Origin of the sequence: Acidaminococcus fermentans (assembly GCF_009696675.1) — a bacterium.
Classification (GTDB): Bacteria; Bacillota; Negativicutes; order Acidaminococcales; family Acidaminococcaceae; genus Acidaminococcus.
The window spans coordinates 1-24,577 of sequence record NZ_VULN01000022.1 but is presented as its reverse complement, the minus strand read 5'-3'; the positions used below and the strand labels follow the sequence as shown (position 1 = coordinate 24,577).

The 24,577-nt window shown below is 58.1% G+C and carries 19 protein-coding genes; all 19 read right to left on the bottom strand.

Features of this window, described 5'->3' with window-relative positions; all coding sequences use genetic code 11:
• Positions 1–160: 160 nt before the first annotated feature.
• Positions 161–3,439, bottom strand: a complete 3,279-nt coding sequence (mfd, locus tag FX155_RS10985) for a transcription-repair coupling factor (RefSeq protein WP_154488707.1) — start codon at positions 3,437–3,439, stop codon at positions 161–163.
• Positions 3,440–3,550: 111 nt separating this feature from the next.
• The gene (glpX, locus tag FX155_RS10980; protein ID WP_022486731.1) at positions 3,551–4,513 is read right to left on the bottom strand and encodes a class II fructose-bisphosphatase; all 963 of its coding nucleotides are present in this window, start codon (positions 4,511–4,513) and stop codon (positions 3,551–3,553) included.
• A 70-nt stretch (positions 4,514–4,583) separates the two neighbouring features.
• Entirely contained in the window at positions 4,584–6,203 is a 1,620-nt protein-coding gene (locus FX155_RS10975; protein WP_022486732.1) for a CTP synthase, read from the bottom strand.
• A gap of 34 nt (positions 6,204–6,237) precedes the next feature.
• Positions 6,238–7,896: an arginine--tRNA ligase gene (gene argS / locus FX155_RS10970; RefSeq protein WP_022486733.1), complete on the bottom strand. Its 1,659-nt coding sequence runs from the start codon at positions 7,894–7,896 to the stop codon at positions 6,238–6,240.
• Positions 7,838–8,317, bottom strand: a complete 480-nt coding sequence (locus FX155_RS10965; protein ID WP_022486734.1) for a DUF1934 domain-containing protein — start codon at positions 8,315–8,317, stop codon at positions 7,838–7,840. The genes argS and FX155_RS10965 overlap by 59 nt, the downstream gene beginning before the upstream one ends.
• Positions 8,318–8,489: 172 nt before the next feature.
• Complete coding sequence (gene putP / locus FX155_RS10960; protein ID WP_022486735.1) at positions 8,490–9,977, bottom strand: sodium/proline symporter PutP; 1,488 nt, start codon at positions 9,975–9,977, stop codon at positions 8,490–8,492.
• A gap of 138 nt (positions 9,978–10,115) precedes the next feature.
• On the bottom strand, positions 10,116–10,664 hold the full coding sequence (locus tag FX155_RS10955; protein WP_154488704.1) for a GerMN domain-containing protein: 549 nt from the start codon (positions 10,662–10,664) through the stop codon (positions 10,116–10,118).
• A 4-nt stretch (positions 10,665–10,668) separates the two neighbouring features.
• Positions 10,669–11,772 (bottom strand): N-acetylmuramoyl-L-alanine amidase family protein, encoded by a 1,104-nt coding sequence (locus FX155_RS10950; RefSeq protein ID WP_022486737.1) that lies wholly within the window; start codon positions 11,770–11,772, stop codon positions 10,669–10,671.
• A 129-nt stretch (positions 11,773–11,901) separates the two neighbouring features.
• Positions 11,902–13,404 (bottom strand): NAD(P)H-hydrate dehydratase, encoded by a 1,503-nt coding sequence (locus FX155_RS10945; RefSeq protein ID WP_154488703.1) that lies wholly within the window; start codon positions 13,402–13,404, stop codon positions 11,902–11,904.
• A 1-nt stretch (position 13,405) separates the two neighbouring features.
• Positions 13,406–13,780 (bottom strand): holo-ACP synthase, encoded by a 375-nt coding sequence (acpS, locus tag FX155_RS10940; RefSeq protein WP_022486739.1) that lies wholly within the window; start codon positions 13,778–13,780, stop codon positions 13,406–13,408.
• Between the two features lie 83 nt (positions 13,781–13,863).
• Positions 13,864–15,183, bottom strand: a complete 1,320-nt coding sequence (locus FX155_RS10935; RefSeq protein ID WP_154488702.1) for a replication-associated recombination protein A — start codon at positions 15,181–15,183, stop codon at positions 13,864–13,866.
• Between the two features lie 102 nt (positions 15,184–15,285).
• Entirely contained in the window at positions 15,286–16,866 is a 1,581-nt protein-coding gene (locus tag FX155_RS10930) for a ClC family H(+)/Cl(-) exchange transporter (RefSeq protein WP_154488701.1), read from the bottom strand.
• Entirely contained in the window at positions 16,866–18,128 is a 1,263-nt protein-coding gene (locus FX155_RS10925) for a diaminopimelate decarboxylase family protein (protein ID WP_154488700.1), read from the bottom strand. The genes FX155_RS10930 and FX155_RS10925 overlap by 1 nt, the downstream gene beginning before the upstream one ends.
• Before the next feature lie 34 nt (positions 18,129–18,162).
• Complete coding sequence (locus FX155_RS10920; protein ID WP_022486743.1) at positions 18,163–18,957, bottom strand: ABC transporter ATP-binding protein; 795 nt, start codon at positions 18,955–18,957, stop codon at positions 18,163–18,165.
• Positions 18,957–19,841 carry an ABC transporter permease gene (locus tag FX155_RS10915; protein WP_154488699.1) on the bottom strand — a complete coding sequence of 295 codons (885 nt, stop codon included), beginning with the start codon at positions 19,839–19,841 and terminating at the stop codon, positions 18,957–18,959. The genes FX155_RS10920 and FX155_RS10915 overlap by 1 nt, the downstream gene beginning before the upstream one ends.
• Before the next feature lie 3 nt (positions 19,842–19,844).
• Positions 19,845–20,837 carry an ABC transporter substrate-binding protein gene (locus FX155_RS10910; RefSeq protein ID WP_154488698.1) on the bottom strand — a complete coding sequence of 331 codons (993 nt, stop codon included), beginning with the start codon at positions 20,835–20,837 and terminating at the stop codon, positions 19,845–19,847.
• Positions 20,838–20,855: 18 nt separating this feature from the next.
• Complete coding sequence (locus FX155_RS10905) at positions 20,856–21,851, bottom strand: ABC transporter substrate-binding protein (protein WP_154488697.1); 996 nt, start codon at positions 21,849–21,851, stop codon at positions 20,856–20,858.
• Positions 21,852–22,007: 156 nt separating this feature from the next.
• Positions 22,008–23,084: an FkbM family methyltransferase gene (locus FX155_RS10900; RefSeq protein ID WP_154488696.1), complete on the bottom strand. Its 1,077-nt coding sequence runs from the start codon at positions 23,082–23,084 to the stop codon at positions 22,008–22,010.
• Positions 23,071–24,198, bottom strand: coding sequence for a M48 family metallopeptidase (locus FX155_RS10895; protein WP_154488695.1), 1,128 nt, complete (start codon positions 24,196–24,198; stop codon positions 23,071–23,073). The genes FX155_RS10900 and FX155_RS10895 overlap by 14 nt, the downstream gene beginning before the upstream one ends.
• Positions 24,199–24,577: the final 379 nt, after the last annotated feature.

The window sequence follows — 24,577 nt, the reverse complement described above, 5'->3', positions numbered from 1 at the left end:
AAACAAGTTTACATACCTGGATTTTGAAATCCTTGGTGTACTTTTTTTGACTTCTCATAAAGACGCTCCTTCCTCCAGAAAAGTCACGCTTTCTACTGTCTAAATATATGGTACACCTTTCCACTCTTCACTCTTCACTCTTCACTCTTCACTCAAAGGATTATAGCATACGGGGAAGATTCTTTTCCAGCCAGGAAAGGGGCTGTTCCTCCATGCCTTTGGTTTTCAGCACGAACTGGGGCTGGGGCCCCAGCTTCATGGTGGCCCGGGGCACATAGTCCCGGATCAGCTGTTGGATTACATCGGGATTGGCCTTGCTGTGGGGATCGAAGGTGATCCGGATTTCTCCCGGCCGCACCGCCACCCCGGTGATCCGCAGCTTCCGGCACAGATCCCGGAGTGCCGCCACCCGCCACAGGTTCTCCACCTGGGTGGGGGGAGTGCCGAACCGGTCGATGATCTCGTCCATGAGATCATTCCGGTCTTCGAACTTCATGTCTCCCAGACGGTGGTACAGTTCCAGTTTGTACCGGGGATTGTCGATGTAGTCGTCGGGGATGTAGGCATCCAGCTTCATTTCAATCACCGGATCCGGAGCAATGGGTTCGTCCGGGTTCCCCCCGTTCTGGAGGGTGTTGATGGTCTTTTCCAGCAGCCGGCAGTACAGGTCGAAACCCACTCCGGCAATCTGGCCATGCTGTTCCGCCCCCAGCAGGTTCCCGGCGCCCCGGATTTCCAGATCCCGCATGGCGATTTTGAACCCGGCCCCCAGTTCCGTAAAGTCCCGGATGGCCTGGAGCCGTTTCTGGGCCACTTCACTGAGTACCCGGTCCTTTTTGTACAGGAAATAGGCGTAGGCCAGCCGGGAGGACCGTCCCACCCGCCCCCGCATCTGGTACAGCTGGGAGAGGCCGAAGTTTTCCGCACCGTCGATGATGATGGTATTGGCCAGAGGCACGTCCAGGCCGTTTTCGATAATGGTGGTGCACAGGAGCACATCGAAATCCCCGTGGTAGAAGCCCAGCATCACGTCTTCCAGTTCGTCCTCGCTCATCCGTCCGTGGGCCATACCGATGGTGATCCCAGGGACCAGTTCCCGGAGATGGGCGGCGATCCGGCTGAGCCCTTCGATCCGGTTGTGGACGTAATAGATCCGTCCGCCCCGGCGGATTTCCCGTTCCAGGGCTTCCCGGACCATCCCGTCATCGTATTCCGCCACATAGGTTTCCACCGGCAGACGGTCTTCGGGAGGAGATTCGATGATACTCATGTCCCGTCCCTTTACCAGGGCCAGGTGGAGGGTCCGGGGAATGGGGGTGGCGGACAGGGTCAGTACGTCTATGCCGGCACTGCGCTGTTTGATTTTTTCTTTCTGGGCCACCCCGAACCGCTGTTCCTCGTCGATGATCAAAAGCCCCAGGTCGTGGAATTCCACATCCGGGTTCAGGATCCGGTGGGTTCCGATGAGCACATCGATTTTGCCTTCCGCCACCTTTTCCATGATCTCTTTCTGCTGTTTGGGGGTCCGGAACCGACTGAGCATTTCCACCCGGACTCCGAAGGACCCCATCCGCTGGGAGAAGGTCAGGAGATGCTGTTGGGCCAGCACTGTGGTGGGGGCCAGCACCGCCACCTGTTTCCCGTCCATGACCGCCTTGAAGGCGGCCCGGATGGCTACTTCCGTCTTCCCATAGCCCACGTCCCCGCACAGGAGCCGTTCCATGGGTACGGGCTTTTCCATGTCCGCCTTGATTTCGGCGATGGCTTTCAGCTGGTCGGGGGTTTCCTCAAAGGGGAAACTGTCCTCGAATTCCTTCTGCCAGTGGGTATCCGGAGCAAAGGCATGGCCCGGGGTGATTTTCCGCTGGGCATAGAGCCGGAGCAGTTCCGTGGCCAGGATGGTAATGGCCTTCTGGGCCTTCCGGGTGGTCTTCTGCCAGTCTTTCCGGCCCATGTTGGACAGTTTGGGAGGGGTGCCCTCGTTGCCCACGTATTTGTGGAGGAGCCCCACCTGTTCCACCGGCACGTGGAGCTTGTCCCCCTTGGCATACTGGAGCTGGAGATAGTCCCGGTGGACCCCGTTCACTTCAATGGTTTCCACCCCCATGTACCGGCCGATGCCCTGTACATCGTGGACCACGTAATCCCCCACCTTGATGTCGGAGAAATAGTTGAGAGCCGGTCCCTTTCCCTTGGATTTCACCAGACGGCGTTTTTTCTGCATGCCGAAAATGTCGCTTTCGGTAAGCAGCAGCCATTTTTCATCCCAGAAATAGAACCCGTTGGTAAGGCTTCCCTGGAAGACCACTCCTCCCTGGTCCGGCACTTCCTGGAGCTGGCCGGCAAAGGCCATGGGAAGGCCCGCCCCTTTCAGGCTTTCCGCCAGGCCTGCCGCCTTGTCCCGGGTCCCCATCATGATCAGGGGATGGACTCCCTGGTCCAGCCAGCCCTTCAGGTCTTTCTGGAGCAGGTCGGTGTTCTTGTTGTAGGGGGCCATGGCCCGGACCTGGACATGGAGTTTGGGGGCTTCCGGAAAATAGGGATGGCCCAGATCACTGACCGTCACCAGGTGGCATTCCCCGGCCTGGAGGAGCATGGTCTCCGCCTCCAGCAGCTGGTCGGCAAATTCCCGGTTGTCCCCGAAGCTTTTCCGGCATTCTTCAAAAAAGGCTGCCGGTTCATCCAGCACCGCCAGCTGGTCCGGGGACAGGTACTGGAACAGGGAGGCGCCGACTTCCTGGCTCTGGACCGCCAGGGGCATGATTCCCACCTGTTTGATGGCGCCGATGCTCCGCTGGGTGTCCAGGTTGAAATGCTTCATGGCATCGATGGTGTTGTCGAACCATTCGATCCGCACCGGATCCTTGCCGTTGATGGGAAACACGTCCAGGATGTCCCCCCGGACGGCCACCTGGCCCAGGGTATCCACCTGTTCCGTCCGTTCATAGCCGGCTTTCACCAGCTTTTCCACCACCAGGTCCTGGCCGATTTCCTGGCCCACTGCCAGTTTCAGGTTTTCCCGGACCAGGGATTCCGGGGCCGGCAGTTTCTGGATGGCGGCTTCGGCGGTGGCAAAGATGATCCCCGGTTCTTTCCGGACGATCATTTCCAGGGCCGCTGCCCGCTCCGCCATGATCTGTTCGTTCCGGGTATCCACTTGGCCGTGGATCAGGCTGGCCGGATACAGTTCCCGCATGGCCAGATCCGGATAGAAATAGGCCAGTTCCCGGCGCTGGGCCCGGATGCTTTCCCGGTTCACCGTCAGGATCACCAGAGGCCGGGCCGGCTGGAGGGTTTCCTCCAGGGCGCACAAAAACCCGGCTTTCACAGATCCTGTGAGGCCGGTAAGCTGGATGGGGCCGGCGTTCTTCTTCCAGAGCCCGGCTGCATCCTGGACATTTTTTTCCTGCTGCAGCAGTTTCGTCAGTTGATTTGTCATAGAATTCTCTCTTTATGGAAATAGGGAAAGGGGGATTCTGCCCATAAAAAATATGTGCAGAATCCCCGTCAATGCTTAAAGGGCTGTTGCTTATGCAACAGCCCCCTTCCATTACAGTTTAATGCTGATGTTGTTCCGGTCGAAGGTGTGTACACCGTCGATGAAACGGACGGTCCCGGTGGCATACCGCATGGAGATGGTATGGGTACGGGCGCCGTTGCCGAAGTAGTTAACCCCACGGAGCATGTCGCAGTTGGTGATGGCCGTTGCAGTGAACATGCAGTCATCCCCTTTGACCAGGTCGTCGATGGTCAGGATCTTCTTGGTGTCTTCGATGCCCATCTTCCGGCACCGTTCCACCTGGTCTTCGTTTTCCGGAACCAGACGGGCCTGCATGTCGCCGCCCAGGCATTTCAGCCCGCAGGCAGCCAGTACCCCTTCCGGAGCACCGCCCCGGCCGATGTACATGTGGACACCGGTGCCTTCGATCCCGGCATCGATGATGGGATCCACATCCCCGTCGCTGATGAGACGGATCCGGGCCCCTACAGCACGGACTTCTTCAATGATCTTCCGGTGACGGGGACGGTCCAGGGCCACTACGGTCAGGTCGTTCACGTTCCGGTTCAGAGCCTTGGCCACCCGTTCCAGGTTGACGCTCACCGGATCGTCGATGTTGATGCAGCCTTTGGCCCGGGGACCTACGGCAATTTTATCCATATACATGTCAGGCGCATGGAGCAGACAGCCTTTGGGAGCAATGGCAATCACGGCAATGGCACCGTTCTGGCCTTTGGCCACCAGGTTGGTCCCTTCCACCGGGTCTACGGCAATGTCCACTTCCGGACCGCCGGCCCCTACTTCTTCACCGATATACAGCATCGGGGCTTCATCCATTTCCCCTTCGCCAATGACCACCGTGCCGTTGATGTGGACGGTATCAAACATTTTCCGCATGGCATCCACAGCCAGCTGATCGATGCCATTCTTGTCGCCCCGGCCAACGCCACGGGCACTGGCAATCGCTGCGGCTTCCGTTACACGGACAAATTCCATGGATAATTCTCTGTTCATTCCATACGCCTCCCAATTTTGTTCGGCAATTTTCATTGCCTTATCATTGTAACCGCTATTCCTGCAGAAATCAATGGTTATGATACTTCAACGCTGCTGCGATGAAGGCCTTGAACAAAGGATGGGGATTGGTGGGACGGGATTTCAGTTCCGGATGGAACTGGGCCCCCAGGTACCAGGGATGTACATCCGTAGGCAGTTCCACCATTTCCACCAGTTTCCCGTTGGGCAGGGTGCCCCCCAGTACCAGACCGTGGCTGAACAGTTCATCCCGCAGTTCGTTGTTCACTTCGTAGCGGTGACGGTGCCGTTCGCTGATCATATCGGTGCCGTAGGCCTTTTCTGCCAGGGTACCGGGATACAGCTTGCAGGGATAAGCCCCCAGCCGCATGGTGCCGCCTTTGATTTCCACACTCATCTGTTCCGGCATCAGGTAGATCACCGGGTACGGAGTGTTTTCGTCGAATTCCGTGGAGTTGGCTTTGGCCATGCCGCACACGTCCCGGGCATATTCGATGACCAGGCACTGCATCCCCAGGCAGATCCCGAAGAAGGGGATTTTGTTTTCCCGGGCATATTTGGCTGCCAGGATCATCCCTTCGATGCCCCGGTCGCCGAAGCCCCCGGGCACCAGGATCCCGTCCACGCCTTTGAAGATCTGGGCAAAGTCCGCTTTGGGATCTTCCAGGTCCACAGCGTTGATGTATTCGATGTCCACATCCGCGTCATGGAAATAGCTGGCATGTTTCAGGGCTTCCACGATGCTGATGTAGGCATCGGGCAGTTCCACATATTTGCCCACCACGGCAATGGTGGATTTCTTGGAATGGGGAGCCAGGATCTTCTTCACCATGGCGTGCCAGGCGTCCATGTCCTTGGGCCGGTCTTCCATGTCCAGTTTCCGCAGGACCACTTTGTCCATGCCCTGGTCTTCCAGCAGCATGGGAACTTCGTAGATGCTGGGAGCGGTGATGGACTGGAACACGGCGTCCACATCCACATCGCAGAACAGGGAAATCTTTTCCCGCATTTCCTTGCTGATTTCCTTTTCGCTCCGGCACACCAGGATATCCGGGGTGATGCCGATGCTCCGGAGTTCCTTGACGCTGTGCTGGGTGGGTTTGGTCTTCAGTTCGCCGGCGCCGCTGATGTAGGGCACCAGGGTCACATGGATGTAGAGCACATCGTTCTTGGGTACATCCTTCTTGACCTGGCGGATGGCTTCCATAAAGGGTTCGGATTCAATATCCCCTACGGTGCCGCCGATTTCAGTGATCACGAAATCCGCATTTTCTTCCCGGCCAACCCGGTAGACCCGTTCCTTGATTTCGTTGGTGATGTGAGGAATGACCTGTACCGTGCGGCCCAGATAATCGCCCCGGCGTTCCTTGTTGATCACGGACTGGTAGATCCGGCCTGCGGTCACATTGGAGTTCCGGGTCAGGTTGATGTCAATGAACCGTTCATAATGGCCCAGATCCAGGTCCGTTTCCGCCCCGTCGTCAGTGACGAACACTTCCCCGTGCTGGTAGGGGCTCATGGTACCCGGGTCGATGTTGATGTAGGGATCGAATTTCTGGATGGTGACTTTGTAGCCTCTGCTCTTGAGCAGACGTCCCAGAGAAGCCGCCGTAATCCCTTTCCCTAAAGAAGACACCACGCCGCCCGTTACAAAAATATACTTGGTCATTTTCTTCCTCCCTTTTTCTGGCTTTCGCCCAACTTTACATATGGTCCGGTGCACTGACACCCAGGATCTTCAAACCGTGGCGCAGGGTATTGCCCACAGCTGTAATCAATGCCAGACGGGCCTGCTGGAGTGCAGGATCCACGCCCAGGACACGGCACTGGTTGTAGAACGAATGGAACAGCCCGGCCAGATCGTACACATAGTGGGCGATCTTGTGGGGTGCCCGTTCGGCTGCCGCCGTATCGATCAGTTCCTCATAGTCATTGAGTTTCTTGATCAGGTCGATTTCAATGGGTTCCTTCAATACGGAAAGGTCACAGTCTTTTTTGAGGGTGATCTTTTCTTCTTCCATCTGCCGCAGGATACTGCAGATCCGGGCATGGGCGTACTGCACATAGTACACCGGGTTGTCGTTGGAATGTTCGGTGGCCAGGGTCAGGTCGAAGTCCAGCTGACTGTCCATGCTCCGCATGATGAAGAAGAACCGGGCCGCATCGGTGCCCACTTCCTCGATCAGTTCATTGAGGGTAACGCTTTTGCCGGTACGCTTGCTCATCTTCACCAGTTCCCCGTTCCGGTACAGGGCCACCATCTGGAGGATCAGCACTTCCAGCCGGCTGGGATCATAGCCCAGGGCTTCCATGGCCGCCTTCACCCGGGGAATGTACCCGTGATGGTCGGCGCCCCACAGGTTGATCACCCGGTCGAAGCCCCGCTGGAACTTGTTCTGGTGATAGGCGATATCCGCGGCAAAATAAGTGGAAACCCCGTTGTCCCGGATCACCACCCGATCTTTATCGTCTCCGAAGGCAGTGGATTTGAACCACTTGGCTCCGTCTTTTTCGTACACATAGCCTTTTTCCTGGAGTTCATCCACCACCTGATGGATCTTGTCTGCATCGTGGAGGCTTTGTTCGCTGAACCACACGTCGAATTCACAGTGGAAGGCTTCCAGGTCTTCCTTCAGGGCCGCCAGTTTTTCTTCCTTGGCAATGCTCTGGAACTGTTCCAGCCGTTCTGCTTCCGGCATATGGATGAATTTGTCCCCGTATTTGGCCTTGATCCGCCGGGCGGTTACCTTGATGTCTTCCCCATGGTATCCGTTTTCCGGGAATTCGCAGGGGATATCGAACAGCTCCAGGTACCGGGCGTTCACGGAAAGAGCCAGGTTGTGCATTTGGTTCCCTGCATCATTGATGTAGTATTCCCGGGTCACATCGTAGCCGGCGGCCTTCATCAGATTGGCCAGGGCGCTGCCTACAGCCGCTCCCCTTCCGTGGCCCACATGAAGAGGACCGGTGGGATTGGCGCTGACGTATTCGATCTGGATCTTTTCCCCGTTCTTGGCCGGCAGGTTTCCGTAGTTCTCGCCCTTGTCCAGGATGGCCCGGAGGGATTCACCCAGCCAGTCTTCCTTCAGGTAGAAGTTCAAAAATCCGGGACCGGCCACTTCCACCTTTTCCACACTGGGGCAGTCCAGGAATTCCTGCACCGCAGCAGCGATCACCCGGGGTGCACAGTGGAAATTACGGGCAGCCTGCAGGGCAAAGTTGGTGGCAAAATCACCAAAGGCCTTCTGGGGCGGTACCGTAAGGACCACCGGGGCCATCTCCCCCTGGGACAGCTTCCCTGCCTCAATGGCCTTCCGGACGGCGGCGGCCACGGCCTCCGCCAGTACTTTCTTCATGTCCACGCTTTTCTTCCTCCTCAATCTCGATCTGCAAACGAATGCTTCCATTGGGCTGGCTGTCCATTTCCAGGTCGTAGAAGACCCGGACCTGCCACCCATGGTTCCGCTTTTCAATGGCCAGTTCCCTGGTGAAGACCGTCATGGGAACAGTAAAATACGGGGTCCTGTACTGAAACGAACTGTTCCGGCCCCGTTCATACTGCTGCCGATGTTCATAACGGCCATGCCGGATTACCGTCAGGGTATCCTCCGTCCATTTCAGGGTGGTGCGGGTTCCCTCCATGCCGGTGACTTCGGATTCCTCGTACCGGACATAGGTGGTGCCGTCTTTTTCCGCCAGCTGCCCGAAGGCCACCAGGGTGGCAGGGTCTGCTGCGCCGGCTCCCACGGTTTCACTGTGGATGGTAATCTTTACAGGTATCATGGCTTTCTCCACAAAAGTAGAGGGTTGCCCCTGTGCAAGCCAGCACCATCAGCGCGGCGAAGGAGCAAGCCCTCATTCGGATTCGTTATGTAGTCTCTGTCAGCAAAAAATATAAATTGTCTTGCCTTATTCTTGTTTATTTTATATTAAAGCGGCCCAAAAGGCAAGGATTTTATTCCAGGTGATACATCCGGTCCGCTTCGTCATATTCGTCCAGGATCTCCTGGGGCGGCATTTTGTCCATAAGGCTCACCAGCACAATGGCGGCCAGGGACAGGAGGAACCCGGGGATGATTTCATAGATCCCGGTCCAGGAAAAGAAGTTCTTCCACACCAGCACCGTGACGCCACCGGCCACGATCCCGGCAAAAGCCCCGTTCATGGTCATCCGCCGCCAGTACAGAGACATGAGGATCATAGGCCCGAAGGCGGCGCCGAACCCGGCCCAGGCGTAGGACACGATGTTCAGGATCATGCTGTTGGGATCCAGGGCCAGGTACATGGACAGAAGGGACACCACCACCACCATAATGCGGCTGAGCCGGACCATGGTGGCCGGAGAGGCATCCGGGTTGATGAGAGGTTCATAGAAGTCCCGGGTCACGGAGGAGGCGGTGACCAGCAGCTGGCTGCTGGAAGTGCTCATAATGGCCCCCAGGATGCCGGCGGTGATCACCCCGGCGATGAAGGGGTCGAAAAAGTCGTCGCTCATGCGGATGAAGACGGTTTCCGCTTCCGTCCCTTTCAGGATGTCTCCCAGGTACACCCGGCCGGTGAGCCCCACCAGCACTGCCATGGCCAGGGAGATCACCACCCACACCATGGCGATGCGGGTGGCCTGGGGAATGCTCTTGGAGGTCTTGATGGCCATGAACTTCACCAGGATGTGGGGCTGGCCGAAATACCCCAGGCCCCAGGCCAAAAGGGACAGAATGGCCACCAGGTCCAGATGGCTGCCGTCAGCCCCGGCGATCAGGCTGAAATAGTTGGGGCTGATGGTGTGGAGCCGGGCCATGGTGGGTTCCACCCCGCCCATATAGTACATGGCAGTCACCGGCACCAGCAGGATGGAGAAGAACATCAGGAAACCCTGGAACAGGTCCGTCCAGCACACGGCAGAAAAGCCCCCCACCAGGGTGTAGAACACCACGATGCCTCCGGTGATGAACAGGGAGGTGTGGTAGTCCAGCCCGAAGGCGGAGTTGAACAGCTTGCCCCCGGCCACAAAGCTGGAGGAAGTGTAGATCAGGAAGAAGATGAAAATGAAAATGGAGGAAGCCACCCGGAGCTTCTTCTGCCGGTCCTGGAACCGGTTGTCAAAGTACTCCGGCAGGGTGATGGAATTGTGGAGCACCTGGGTGAACACCCGGAGCCGTTTGGCCACAATGGCCCAGTTGGCCCATGTCCCCAGGATCAGTCCCAGGGCGATCCAGAAGGCACTGATGCCTGCCAGATAGGCATAGCCCGGCAGTCCCATGAGCATCCATCCGCTCATATCCGAGGCCTCTGCACTCATGCTGGTGACCCAGGGTCCCAGTCCCCGTCCTCCCAGTACATAGCCTTCCATGTTTTCGTCTTTTTTGTAGGTGCCCACACCGATTCCGATCAGTACCCCGAAATACAGAACCAGAGCAGCCAGCGTTCCCCATTCCATATGCATGGCTCCACTCCCTTTCACAAGTTTTTCTGCAGTGAATTGTGTCAAATATATTTATTATACCGGAAAAAGGGGAATGGAAGCAAGGGGCTGCTGACAAAAAGGGGGTGTTGCACAGCACGTGCAACACCCTCTTTTTTCTCACTGTATATACTTTTTGTCCCGTTTCAATGAATCCGTCAGGTCCTGGCCTCCCAGCACCGTAACCGGTTTTCCCTTGACGGTGAATTTCACACTCTGGATTTCCGGAAACTCGGTAAGGGTATCCACCACGGCGTAAAGCATCAGCAGGGTGTCATGGTCCCCCCGCCGGGTCTGGAACTGCCGGCTGAAGTCCACGGTGGCGGTTTTGCCCTTCACCGTCACCTTGTTCACCTTGGTCCCTTTGGGGAAGGTGGTGTCTCCCTGGGGTGCCTTTTCCACCAGTTCCTTCAGTACCAGCAGGGGCAGCTTGTCCCGGCTTCCGGACAGCTGGACCGTCTGGGCCTTCAGTTTGCCCCCTTTGCCCGCCCGGTACAGGGTCTGGGATGCCGCCTGGGGTGCCGTTTTGCCGGCCTGCTGGCCCGCAGCCGCCGTTTCCTTCTGGTTGTCCGGATGGACGGTGGTACTGGAGCTGCTGCAGCCTCCCAAAAAGGCCATGGCCCCCAGCAGCAGGAACACCGCCGTCCAGCGGGTCAGTCTTTTTTCCATGGGATCAGCCTCCTTGATGCTGGTTGTAGAAGTCTTCGATACCGTCGGCAATGGCGTTGGCCACCTTGTTCTGGAACCAGTCGGAAATCAGGAGCTTTTCCTCCCGCCGGTTGGTCAGGAACAGGCATTCCACCAGAGCCCCGGGCATAGTGCTCCGTTTGTTCACGTAGAAGTTGGCGTACCGCACTCCCAGATCATCCACGTCGGCAGTTTTCATCAGCTGATCCTGGATGCACTGGGCCACCTGGATATCGTACTTGGTCTTGGGATGGTAGTAGGTGGAAAAGCCCCCTACACTGGTGTTTTCACTGGCATTGATGTGGATGCTGATGAACATGTCAGAATGGCTGTTTTCCGCCACATCCACCCGGGCCTGGAGTTCTTCCGCATCAGTGGCGTCCGGCCCGTACACATCCACGTCGGTGGTCCGGGTCATGTAGACAATAGCCCCTTTCTTTTCCAGCAGGGCCTTCACCTTTTTGGTGATGGGCAGGGTAATGTCCTTTTCATAAGTTCCGGTGACCAGCCCGTGGGTCCCGGGATCCGTGCCCCCATGGCCGGCGTCCAGGGTGATCCGTTTCCCCTTGATGCCCCCTACCACAGAGTAGGTGTCCCCGAAACTGGGTTTGGGACGGGTGGGCTGCCAGGGCGAGCTGGAAGGCCGCTTGGTCCGTTTGGGGGTGAAGGTCTTTTGAGGCGGTGCCGCAATCACATCCACCACTACCCGGGTGGGCCGTTTGGCCACTTTGTCCGCCTTCAGGCTGAACACGTTGAACATCCCCTTCTGGAGGGGCTTCTTCATCATCACATGGACCACTGTGGCATTGACTTTCCGCTCCAGGTACACCTTGGAAACGTACGTGGCCTTCTTGGGGGTAGTGACACGGGGAATGGATGATTTCAGGTTGCCGTACACGGTGACCCGCAGTTCATTGTCCAGCATTTCCGTCTTATATTTCGTTGCCTGGTTGGTATCCAGGACAATCCGCAGCCGTCCGTTGGGATTGACCCCGTACACCACATCCTGGATTTTGGATGCTGCCTGTGCATTTCCCGTTCCCAGGCATGCCACCAGACAGAAAAATAATAACAGCAGTTTTTTGAACACGTTGGAACCTCCTCTTGGGACGCAGACGGTTTCCCCTGCCTCCCAGACTACCCGGCCATTGTAACACTTTCCCAGGGTTCATGCAAATCAGGCCGGCGTGCCGTCCGCTGTGGGCGGGCCGGCCATTTTTCATCCCTTTCTGACTTTTTCCAGAGCTGCCGGCAGCTGGAGCACCAGGTCTCCGGCCGCCAGGCCGATTTTCCCGTGACCGGCCGCCAGATCCCCGGCCAGCCCCTGGAGATAGACCCCGCAGCAGGCCGCCTGGCCCAGATCCAGCCCCTGGCCCAGGAGGGCGGCGATGGTGCCGGTAAGCACATCCCCGCAGCCTCCTGTAGCCATCCCTTCATTGCCAGTGGTGTTGAGGAACACCTGGCCGTTGGGCAGGGCCACCACTGTGGGAGTGGATTTCAGCACCACCACAGCGTCCCATCTGGCCGCCCCTTCCCGGGCCGCCTGGACAGGATCCTGGAGGATCTCTCCCGCTGTTTTCCCCAGCAGCCGGGCCATTTCTCCCGGATGGGGGGTGAAAATCTTCTTTTTCAGGGAACGGAGCAGGACATCATCCCCGGCCAGGGCATTGAGCCCGTCCGCATCCAGCACCAGGGGCTGGTCCAGCTGGGGCAGCAGTTCCCGGAGATACTGGACCGTTTCCGGGGCTTTCCCGGCTCCCGGACCCGCCGCCACCACATCATAGGCCCGGAAGGCCTTCAGGCTGGCTTCCGTCACCGGCCGCACCATCACTTCCGTGGATTTGATGATGAGAGGCTGGAGCACTTCCGGCTGGGTGTAGAGAGTCACCAGGCCGGCGCCTGCCCGGACTGCCGCCTTGGAGCACAGTTCCGCCGCTCCGGCGTAGCCCAGGCTCCCGGCCAGGATCCCCACCCGGCCGTTCATGCCCTTGTGGGCATTGGGAGGCCGTTTGGGCAGCACATGGCGGACCAGGTCTTCCGTGAGAAGTTCCGCAGAGCTTTCCGCTTCCAGCACCAGGGAAGGGGGCGTATTCAGGTCCGCCAGGATGATCTTTCCCGTATATCCGGCACCGGGATACAGGTACAGTCCCGGTTTGGGGGCGATCATGGTCACGGTGGCCCGGGCATGGAGGGCCAGGTCCGTATACCCGTGGTCCGCTTCCACCCCGCTGGGGATGTCCACCGCCAATACCGGCACCGGCACCATCTGGAGGGTTTCCAGAAGGGACCGGATAGGCTCCCGGACTTTTCCGTGGAAACTGGTCCCCAGCAGGGCATCAATGAACAGATCCCCCTGGGCGCAGGCCTGGAGCACCTCATTCTGGTCCTTTTCCCACTGGAGGATGGTGAAGGGGAAGCTCTGGCAGATCTTGTACTGGAGAGCGGCTCCCGGGCCGAAACTTTCCGGGGCTTCCGCCAGCACCAGGGTCACCAGGGCTCCCCGCTTCAGCAGGAACCGGGCGGCGGCCAGGCCGTCTCCCCCGTTGTTCCCCTTGCCGATCAGCAGGATCACCCGTTTTTCCCGGGGATTCCCCAGTAGTTCCAGGGCGGCGTCGGCCACTGCACGGCCGGCGTTTTCGATCAGGACGGCTTCCGGGATTCCCATTTCCCCGATGGCCTTGGTATCCACTTTCTTCATGGCTGCACTTGCAATCAGTTTCATCTTATTCCTCCAACAGTACCTGGGCGATGGCATTTTCCGCCGTATGGCTGAGACTTACATGGACCCGCTCCACCTGACGGGTGAGAGCCGCCACCCGGAGCTGACCCATAAGATGGAGCCGGGGGGCTCCCGTCTTTTCATCGGTGAGCACTTCCACCTGCTGGAGCTGTCCCGGCAGGATCCCGGTGCCCAGGGCCTTGCCCAGGGCTTCCTTGGCCGCAAACCGGGCCGCATAGGATTCCACGCTGTGGGCCCCTTTCGTTTCGCAGTAAGCGATTTCATCCTGGGTAAAGGTCTTTTCCTTGAACCCAGGCTGCTTCAGGGCCCGTTCCATCCGGCCCACTTCCAGGATATCCACACCAATGCCAAGAATCATAACCATTCCTTCTTTCACGCAATTTCTATCTTATTGAAATAATGTAACAAAATCATGACAAATCTGTGCTCTTTCTATTGCATTTACAGACCGTGCTGCTTTTTCCATTCCTTGATCTGCCGGAGCCGCTCCTTGTACCGGGCCTCCAGCCCCTGTTCCGTGGGATGGTAGTAGCTCCGGTCCTTCAGCCCGTCCGGAAGACACTGCATGGCTGCCATTTTCTCTTTGGTGTCATGGGCGTACTGGTACCCCTTCCCATACCCCAGTTCTCCCATAAGTTTGGTGGGAGCGTTCCGGATCTGGAGGGGCACCGGTTCGTTGAGATGCTGCACCGCGTCGGCTTTGGCCTCATTGTAGGCCAGTTCCATGGCGTTGGATTTTGGGGCCATGGACAGATAGATTACCGCATGGGTCAGGTTTACGGAACATTCCGGCATGCCGATGAAATGGCAGGCCTGATAGGCCGCCACCGCGATCTCCAGCCCCCGGGAATCCGCAATGCCCACGTCTTCGCTGGCGAACCGGACCACCCGCCGGGCAATGTACAGGGGATCTTCCCCGGCTTCCAGCATCCGGGCCAGCCAGTACACCGCCGCATCCGGGTCGGAATTCCGCATGGATTTGTGGAGGGCGGAAATCAGATTGTAGTGTTCTTCCCCGGATTTGTCATAGAGCAGGGCCTTTTTCCCGGTGCACTGCTCGATCAGTTCCCGGGAAATATGGATTCCGTCCGGTTTCCGTTCCCCGTTGAGGACCACCATTTCCAGGGTGGACAGGGCGGACCGGGCATCCCCGTTGGACAGACGGGCCAGAAAGTCCAGGTTCTCTTCCTCCAGATGGACCTTATCCCTGCCAAAGCCCCGGGGATCCTTCAGGGCCCGCTGGAGGATCCCTTTGATGTCCTCCTGGGTCAGGGCCTTCAGCACAAACACCTTGCAGCGACTCAGGAGCGCCCCGTTCACTTCAAAGGAAGGGTTTTCCGTAGTGGCTCCGATGAGGATGATGGCCCCTTTTTCCACAAAGGGCAGGAAGGCATCCTGCTGGGCCCGGTTGAACCGGTGGATTTCGTCCACGAATACAATGGTCCGGGCCCCGAACCGCCGGTTGTCATCGGCCCGCTGCATCACCGTGCGGATGTCCTTGATGCCGCTGGTCACTGCGGAAAAGTTGATGAAATTGGCTTTTGTGGTATGGGCGATGATCTGGGCCAGGGTGGTCTTCCCCACCCCCGGAGGCCCCCAAAAGATCATGGAGGAGATTTTGTCCTCTTCGATCAGGTTCCGGAGGATCTTCCCCGGCCCCAAAAGATGCTTCTGCCCCACGAATTCGTCCAGGTTTCGGGGCCGCAGCCGGGCCGCCAGAGGCTCCTCCGCCGGAGCCGCAAAAAGACTGTCCTCTTCCATGGCATTCACCTCCCGTGTACTCTAAATTTTATTATACCATGAAAAAGGGGACTGTTGCAGAGCAACAGTCCCCTTGGGTCGCAGGCGGATTCCTTCGTCCCCTTACTCCCCCATCTTCGTCTTGAACAGCCGGTTCAGCTGATAGAGCCGGGCGTGGTTGGGAATGATGTACACGTAATCTCCGCCCAGGAGCACGGTATCCGCCTGGGGAATCATGTCCTGGTCTCCCCGCCGGACGCAGACCACCAGGGCCCGTCCCGGCAGGCGGATTTCCTGGAGGGTCTTCCCTTCCACCCGGGAGCCCCCCTCCACAGCGATTTCCACCAGCATCTGTTCTGCCGGAGCTTCCAGGATGTTCTTCACCTTGGGATTGTTCCGGAGGGCCCGTTCCAGCATGGCATCGAAAATAGGCGTATCATGGACCAGTTCTCCTGCTGCATAGGCAAAAAGAGTGACGATGCCCAGGGGCACCATATGGTAGAACCGCCCGGTCATTTCCAGCAGCAGCAGGATGGCGGTGACCGGTGCCCGGACGGACCCGGCGAACAGGCCGGCCATGCCGAACACCACCATGTTCTGCCTGTAGGCTTCCGGCAGGATTCCCAGCTGGACCAGCAGGTTCCCGTACAGACCGCCCACCAGGGACCCCAGCACCAGCATGGGCTGGAGGCTGCCCCCAGGGGCACCGGACCCGGTGCTGAGGATGGTGAAGATGAATTTCCCGATGAGGATCACCAGCACCAGGCTCAAGGTCCCTTCCAGGCTCACCATGGCTTCGATGATCTCGTCCCCGGCTCCCAGTACCTGGGGCAGCAGGTAAGTGAGGGGAATGGTCAGCAGCAGGGGAAAGGCGATCTTCATCCAGGGCTTCCGGAACACCGGCAGGCTGTAGAACTTCCCGATGCCCAGGGAGCCTTTGTTGAAGGCCACCCCAATGAACCCGGACACCAGTCCCAGGCCGATTACCTGGGGCAGCAGTTCCACCGGCAGGATGGGCATGGGGGGAATAGCCAGCACCGTCTCCACCCCGAAAACCCAGTGGACCAGCACGGTGGTGGTCATGCAGGCCATCAGAGTGGGAGCCATGACCACAGCAGACAGGTTCTTGTGGATGGCTTCCATGGTAAACATGACCCCGGCCATGGGGGCGTTGAAGGCGGCGGCCAGGCCCGCTCCGGCTCCGCTGCTGATGAGAGCCCGTTTTTCCAGGTTGGTGTTGTTCAGGGCATTGCCGATGCCCTGGCCGGTCATGGCCCCGATCTGCACCGAAGGCCCTTCCCGGCCCATGGACAGCCCGGCCCCGATGCCCAGGGAGGTATCCAGAAGCTTCACCAGGATCACCCGGGCCCAGTGGGTGCTTTTTTCCAGGCCCAGTACGATCCCCCGGACCTGAGGGATGCCGCTGCCTCCGGCAATGGGGGCCCAGCGCACCAGTGCGGCGATGATCACCGCCGCCAGCAAAAGGCAGGCCACCCAGATCAGGGTATAGGCAGGAGGTACATTCTGGAGGAAAGTGACCATCCTGGCCCGGTTTTTAGCCACAAAGCCCAGGCACAGCCGGAGCACCGTTATGCACAGACCGGTGGCGATTCCCACCAGGATCCCTTCAAAAGCCAGTTTCAGTTTCAAGTTGGGAATGTGGAGCATACCCTGGAGGGTCTTCTCCTTTTCCTGCCCGTTCATTACAGATCCTTAAAAAGACCGGTGAAGTCCAATGTGGCGAAATAATCCTTTTCCGTTTCCGCCCGGCGGAGCAGTTCCACAGAACCGTCTTCCTTCAGCAGCAGTTCCGCACACCACAGCTTGGCATTGTAGTTGTATCCCATGGCAGAACCGTGGGCCCCGGCATCGTGGATGAAGAGATAATCCCCTTTGTCGATTTTCGGCAGTTTCCGGTCGATGGCGAATTTGTCGTTGTTTTCGCACAGGCCCCCGGTAACATCGTAGGTATGGTCGCAGGGTTCATTTTCCTTCCCCAGCACCGTAATGTGATGGTAGGCCCCGTACATGGCCGGACGCATCAGGTTGGCGGCACAGGCATCCACTCCCACATATTCCTTGTAGATGTGTTTGAAATGGAGGACCTTGGTGACCAGTGCCCCATAAGGCCCGGTGACGAAGCGGCCCATTTCCGTAAACAGAGACACATTCCCCATGCCCGCCGAAGTCAGCACTTCTTCATAGACCTTCCGGACCCCTTCCCCGATGACCGCAATGTCATTGGGGGTCTGTTCCGGCCGGTAAGGGATCCCCACCCCGCCGGACAGGTTGATGAAGTCCACGGCCACACCGGTTTCCTTCTTCATGTCCACCGCCAGCTGGAACAGCTGCCGGGCCAGTTCCGGATAGTATTCATTGGTCACCGTGTTGCTGGCCAGGAAGGCATGGATGCCGAAATGCTTCACCCCCTTGGCCTTCAGGATCTTGAAAGCCTCCCGGAGCTGATCCCGGGTCATGCCGTATTTGGAATCTCCCGGATTGTCCATGATGTCGTTGCCCAGAGCAAAGACACCCCCGGGGTTGAACCGGCAGCAGATGGTTTCCGGAATGGCCGCCACCTGTTCCAGGAAATCGATCATGGTGAAATCGTCCAGGTTGATGATGGCTCCCAGTTTGTAGGCTTCCTGCATATCCTTCACAGGAGTATCGTTGGAAGAGAACATGATCTCATGGCCTTTGAACCCGCATACGTCGGACAGCAGCAGTTCCGGATAGGAGGAGCAGTCGGTGCCGCAGCCTTCTTCCTTCATGATTTTCAGGATCCCGGGCAGGGGCGTGGCCTTCACGGCAAAATATTCTCTGAACCCCTTATTCCAGGCAAAGGCCTTGTTGATGCTGCGCACCGTATCCCGGATGCCCTTTTCATTATAGACATAGAACGGTGTCGGATATTTTTCTGCCAGTTTTTCCACCTGTGCTTTGGTGATAAATGGAACTTTTTTCATAATCGGTTTAAACCCCCTCAATTTGGCTGATGTCTCAGCTGAGCATCATACGGTCGTTGTCCAGTGCAGAGCCGGACGCTTTTTCAAACAGGGCCAGCAGATCCGGAATGGTCAGTTTGGCCTTTTCTTCTGCATTTACATCCACCACGATCCGTCCGGCGTTCATCATGATCAACCGGTTGCCGAAGCGCAGTGCATCTCTCATATTATGCGTAATCATGAGAGATGTCAAATGGTCCCGTGCAATGACCTTTTGGGTCATGTTCAGCACCTTTTCTGCTGTTTTGGGATCCAGAGCGGCGGTATGTTCGTCCAAAAGCAGGATCCTGGGCTGGTTCATGGCGGCCATCAAAAGGGTCAGCGCCTGCCGCTGGCCTCCGGACAACAGCCCCACCCGGCTGGTGAGACGGTCTTCCAGGCCCAGGTCCAGTTCCTTCAGCATCTCCCGGAATCTTTCCCTGTCGCTGTCCTTCAGGGCCCAGGAAAGCCCGGGAGTCTTACCCCGGCGGGAAGCAATGGCCAGGTTTTCTTCGATCATCATCCCGGCAGCCGTACCCATCATGGGATCCTGGAACACCCGGCCGATGTACCGGGCCCGTTTGTGTTCCGGCATTTTACTTACGTCCACCCCGTCGATGAGGATCTGTCCCCCGTCAATGGGGAATACCCCGGCAATGGAGTTCAAGAGGGTGGATTTCCCAGCCCCGTTGCCTCCGATGATGGTAATGAAATCTCCCGGTTCCATGTGCAGGTTCACATCGGTGAGGGCCTTTTTTTCGTTGACCGTCCCCGGGAAGAACGTTTTGGATAAATGTTTGATGTCCAGCATCAGATCCCCGCCTTTCTGCTTTGGAACTTCCCTTTGACCATGGGCAGGCTCAGGGCAATGGCCACCAGCACCGCCGTAAACAGTTTCAGGTCATTGGGCGGCATCCCCATCTGGAGCACAATGGCGATCACCAGCCGGTACACAATGGAGCCCAGGATCACGGAGATCAGGGAATTTTTGAAGCTGCGGGTACCGAACAACACTTCCCCGATGATCACAGAGGCCAGGCCGATGACGATGGTCCCCACTCCCATGCCCACATCAGCGAATCCGTTGCTCTGGGCCACCAGGGCACCGGCCACGGCCACCAGGGCATTGCTGAAGAACAGGCCGATGAGCAGCATGATGTTGGTATCCACGCCCTGGGCCCGGATCATCTGGGGATTGTACCCGGTGGCCCGGATGGCCGCCCCGATTTCCGTACCGAAGAACCAGTACATGAGCACGGAAAACAGCACACAGGCCAGGACGCCCACCAGGAGCACCGCCTGGGAATAAGCCACTCCGAAATTGCTTTCCACCAGGGTAAAGGCGGTATCCTTCCCCAACAGGGACACATTGGCTTTGCCCATGATCCGCAGGTTCACGGAATACAGGGCGATCATAGTGAGGATCCCAGCCAGCAGGGCAGGGATCCGGAGTTTGGTGTGGAGCAGTCCGGTGACCACCCCGGCCATTCCTCCGGCCAGGGCGGCAGCCAGGATGGCGGTCACCGGGTTCACATCCTTCACCAGCAGGGTGACGGCCACAGAGGCCCCCAGGGGGAAGGATCCTTCCACGGTCAGGTCCGCAATGTCCAGTACCCGGAAGGTGATATAAACACCCAGGGCCAGGAGAGACCACAAAAGGCCCTGGGAAACAGTCGGCAGTAACAGATCGATCATGGGTTATTTGGCTCCTTTGGCTTCTTTCAGGATATCATCGGGCACCGTCAGCCCCAGTTTCTTGATCTGGGCTTCGTTGAGAGTCACGGTGAAGGTTTTCTGGGACTGGATGGCCATGTTCTGAGGTTTGGACTTGCCGGACAGGATGTCCGCCGCCATTTCCCCGGTCTGGAAGCCCAGCTTGTAGTAGTCGATGCCCAGGGTGGCCACCCCGCCGGCCTTGGTCATCCCTGCTTCCCCGCAGAACACGGGGATCTTGGCTTCGTCGGTGATCTTGATCAGGTTGGGCATGGCGGAAGCCAGCACATTGTCCGTGGGCACGTACAGGGCATCCACTTTCCCCACCAGGCTCTGGGCCGCCTGCTGGATGTCGTTGACACTGGACACCGTGGCTTCCACAGTCTTCAGTCCCCGGGCCGCCGCGGCTTTTTTGGCCAGTTCGATCTGGAGCTGGGAATTCACTTCACTGGAATTGTAGATGAAGCCCACGGTCTTGGCTTTGGGCATGATCTTTACCAGCAGGTCGATCTGGGCCTCCACCGGGTTCATGTCCGTGGTGCCGGTGACGTTGGTGCCGGGCTGGTTGTTGTCCTTCACCAGTTTGGCCACCTTGTAGTCGGTAATGGCGGTGCCCACAATGGGAATCTCTTTGGTGGCGTTGGCCATGGTCTGGGCCGCCGGGGTGGCGATGGTGCACACCAGGTCCACCTTGTTGCTCACGAACCGCTGGGCGATGGTCTGGAGATTGGACTGATCCCCCTGGGCGTTCTGTTTGTCGAACTTGATGTTCTTCCCTTCTTCAAAGCCCTTGGATTTCAGGCCGTCCACAAATCCCTTGTTGGCTGCATCCAAAGCCGGGTGTTCCACCAGCTGGAGGACCCCCACCTGATAGGTCTTGTCCTTTCCGGACTGTTTCGTATCTCCGCCGCAGCCGGCTGCTCCCAGCATTACGGCGATCATGGCCAGAGCGGCCGCTGCCTTCCAACTTTTCTTCATGATCCTTCCCCTCCTGCTTTACTTCACAAGGGAGGCACCCTTCAGCACATCTTCCGGAAGGGTGATTCCCAGTTCTTTCGCCGTGGTTTCGTTGATGGTCACTTTCATGTCCTTCTGTTTTTCAATGGGCATGGTCTGGGGTTTGGCTTCCCCTTTCAGGATCTTGGCTGCCATGAGACCGGTCTGGTACCCCAGTTTGTAGTAGTCGATGCCGATGGTGGCCAGGGCCCCGCTTTTCACCACGCCCTCTTCCCCGCAGATCACCGGGATTTTTGCCGGATTGGTGATTTTTGCCAGCACCGGCATGGCAGAGGCGATCACGTTGTCCGTAGGCACGTAGATGGCGTCCACCTGGCCCACCAGACTCTGGGCGGACTGCTGGATATCGTTGACGCTGGAAACCGTGGCTTCCCGTACGGTGAGCCCTTTGGCTTCCGCCAGTTCCTTCATTTTCTTCACCTGGATCTGGGAGTTGATTTCGCTGGAATTGTACAGGATGCCGATGGTCCTGGTCTTGGGCACGATCTTCAGCAGCAGATCCAGCTGCTTGTCAATGGGGTTCATATCCGTGGTGCCGGTCACATTGGTGCCGGGTTTTTCCGGATCTTTCACCAGCTTGGCTTCCTTGTAATCGGTAATGGCCGTGCCCACAACGGGGATGTCACGGGTCACATTGGCCACGGTCTGGGCCGCCGGGGTAGCAATGGCGCAGATCAGGTCCTCCTTGTTGTTGGCGAACCGCTGGGCAATGGTCTGGAGGTTGGACTGGTCCGCCTGGGCATTCTGCCGGTCCAGGGTCAGGTTCTCCCCTTCCTTGAAGCCTCCGGCGGCCAGGCCGTCCACAAATCCCTTGTTGGCGGCGTCCAGGGCCTGGTGTTCCACCAGCTGGACCACCCCCACCTTCACGTTCTTCTTGTCCCCTGTTTTCTGGGTACCCCCGCAGCCTGCCGTCAGTCCCACGGCCAGTGCCGTCAGGAGGAGGAACCCTTTCTTCCACAGCTTCATCTCTTCCATCCTTCTTTCCTTCTGATTTCCCTTTGCTGTTTCCGGGATTGCTGTTTGGTCTATTGTTCCATTCTAACATATCCCGGCCCCGGGAGCAACGAAACGGGGCATTTCGCCCCGTTTTTTTCTGTGCATCTTTTTATTTTGTAACATACACCCCAGATTTTACAAAGTCACGAAAAAATTAATCTCCCAGCAAGGTACATAGGGATGGCGTCGGAGATAGATTTTATACTCCGGCACCAGGTTCCACAGTTCCAGGGGAATCTCCCACAGGTCATCATCGTGGTGATAGCCTGCCAGGAGCATTTTGGGCCGGCAGCGGCGGATCACCCGGACCCCTCCGGAGAGGGCCTCCTTTTCCACCCCTTCCACATCCATTTTGAGACAGGTCAGGGGCCGGTCCCCCACCAGATCATCCAGACAGGTCACCGGCAGGGTCTTTTTTCCGTTCTGTTCCAGGGCGGACATCCGGCCGCCCCGGGCGGCAAAGAGCAGCTCCGCCGGCTGGGCCCAGATTCCTTCCGGGGATAGGCTGCACCGGCCCAGCTGTTCCGTTTCCACGTATTTCTGGAGCTTGGCGAAGTTCTTCGGATCCGGTTCCACTGCATACAGATGGTCATAATGGCCCCCGGTGAGCTCCAGGAATTCCCGGATGGTGTCCCCGTTGTAGGCTCCCAGGTCCCCGTAGCTTTCCTTATCCGTAAAGGAAAACAGGGTCTCCAGATCCCGGCGCCGGTCCGTGGTCCGGGACAGGTACTCCAGCTTCCCGGTGATTTTGTACCGAAGGATATCCTCCATTACCTGCCGGCTGGCATCATCCGCCAGCTTGCCGTACACCCGATCCAGCACTCCCCGGTTTTCCCGGATCCAGGCCGGAGTCACCAGGTTGGTGTCCCCGAACAGGGGCAGATGGGGGGCATAGGTTTCCTGTTCCTCCCCCAGATGGAAGAACCGCCGGAGGATTTCCGGCCGTGCACTGGCAAAGGCGATGAGAATCACAAAAGACCCCAGTTCTGCCTTCATTTCCTTATAGGTCTTCACTTTGTAGCCCCGGAACTCCTGGCCCCGGACAAATTCATCACTGGCAAAGACCCCGGCCACCGGGATGCCCAGCCGGCCGCAGCGGTCCAGGATGGCATCCGCCCCGTTGCCCATACCGTAGAGCACAATGGGCTTTTGGACCGTCTGGAGATAGTCCCACAGATAGGGTTCCTGATCCAGTGCTTCAAGATTTTTCATGGTTGGTTCCTTCCTTTTCCGCCGCCGGTGCCGGAGGGACCGGCGGAGCTGTTTGGGGAGCCGGCTGCTGCCTGGCGATTTTGGCCCAGGCCTGGAGCCGGGCCGCGATTTTCAGGGCCAGTTCCCCGGTGTTCCCGTTTTCCTGGTTGTCCTGGGGGTAGACCCGGAGCACCCGGATGTCTTCATAATAAACATCCGACCACCGGTCCCCGTCCACGGTCATGAAATGGGATTCATCCAGGTTTCCCCGTTTCCAGGCCAGGTACAGGGCCCCGGCCATGAGCCGTGCCCGGTATTCCGGCTTGTCGTAGCCGGCGGTTTCCGTAATGGGAAAAGACCAGTCCCCCAGACTGACGGCAGCCGTACCGTCGGTCTTCACTGTGACCTTTTCCGGGATTTTCAGGGGCTCCGTCCATTTCAGGGCCTTGGCCATCCGCACTTCCGGTTCCGGATGGGAGGCAAAGAGCCCGTACCCCGGATTCCCCATATCCTTGCTCATATCCTCCAGTTTGGCCATGGTCACATAGGACCCGTAGGGATTGTACCCGGCCAGGTTGGACAGCCGGAAGCCTTCCTGGTCCGCCTCCCGTTCGTCCTTCCGGCTGTAGCCGGCCAGCAGGGCCTGGCTGGCCGTGGAGGCCAGCACCATCCCTGCCCCCGGATCACCGGAAGCCACCCCTGCCAGCAGGGTCAAGAGGGACAGGGCCATCTGTTGTTCCATCTGATGGACCGTGTGGCGTTTTTCGATATGGCCGATTTCGTGGCCCAGCACCGCTGCCAGTTCGTCGTCACTGGTCATATAATCCAGGAGACCCTTGTACACGTAAATGAAGCCCCCCGGACAGGCCAGGGCGTTCACATCCGGGGTGTTCAGCACCTTGAAGGTATAGGTAAGGCCGGGACGGGTGCCGTTCTGGAGCAGCTTCTGGCCGATCCGGTTCACCCGGTCCTGGATCTCGTCATCCTGGACCAGGCCATAGTGGTTCTCCAGCTGCTGAGCCACCTGCTGTCCCATTTCGATTTCCTGTTTCTGGCTGATCATGGCCGCCTGGCTCCGGGGCGCCGGCAGCACCATCAAAAGGCAAAAAGCCAGGATTCCAAACAGTCTGCGCATAACAATCCCTCCTGCATCCATATCCTGTTATTATACATGATGGAAGCGAGGGAGGGGTGAAATTTTTATTCCTGGACTGCTAAAATCGCAGGTCCTGTTTTATTGGGTCACGGATAGGGGCAAGGGTCTCGAGTCTCGGGCCAATGGACAGAACCAGCACCGTACTGAATACAGGAACGGGATAAAAATATAGCACCCTTATTTCACCGAAGACGCCGTAGGGGAGCGCCGAAGGCACTCCTGAAGTGGTAAGGACACGGAGGGGGTAATTTTTGGACATACGGTGTATACTGTACGGATAGTACGAAATTAATTATCGGACAGAAATTCTCCCTCACAGGACAGGAGGTTTGCCGTGAAGTACACAAAAGAACAGAGA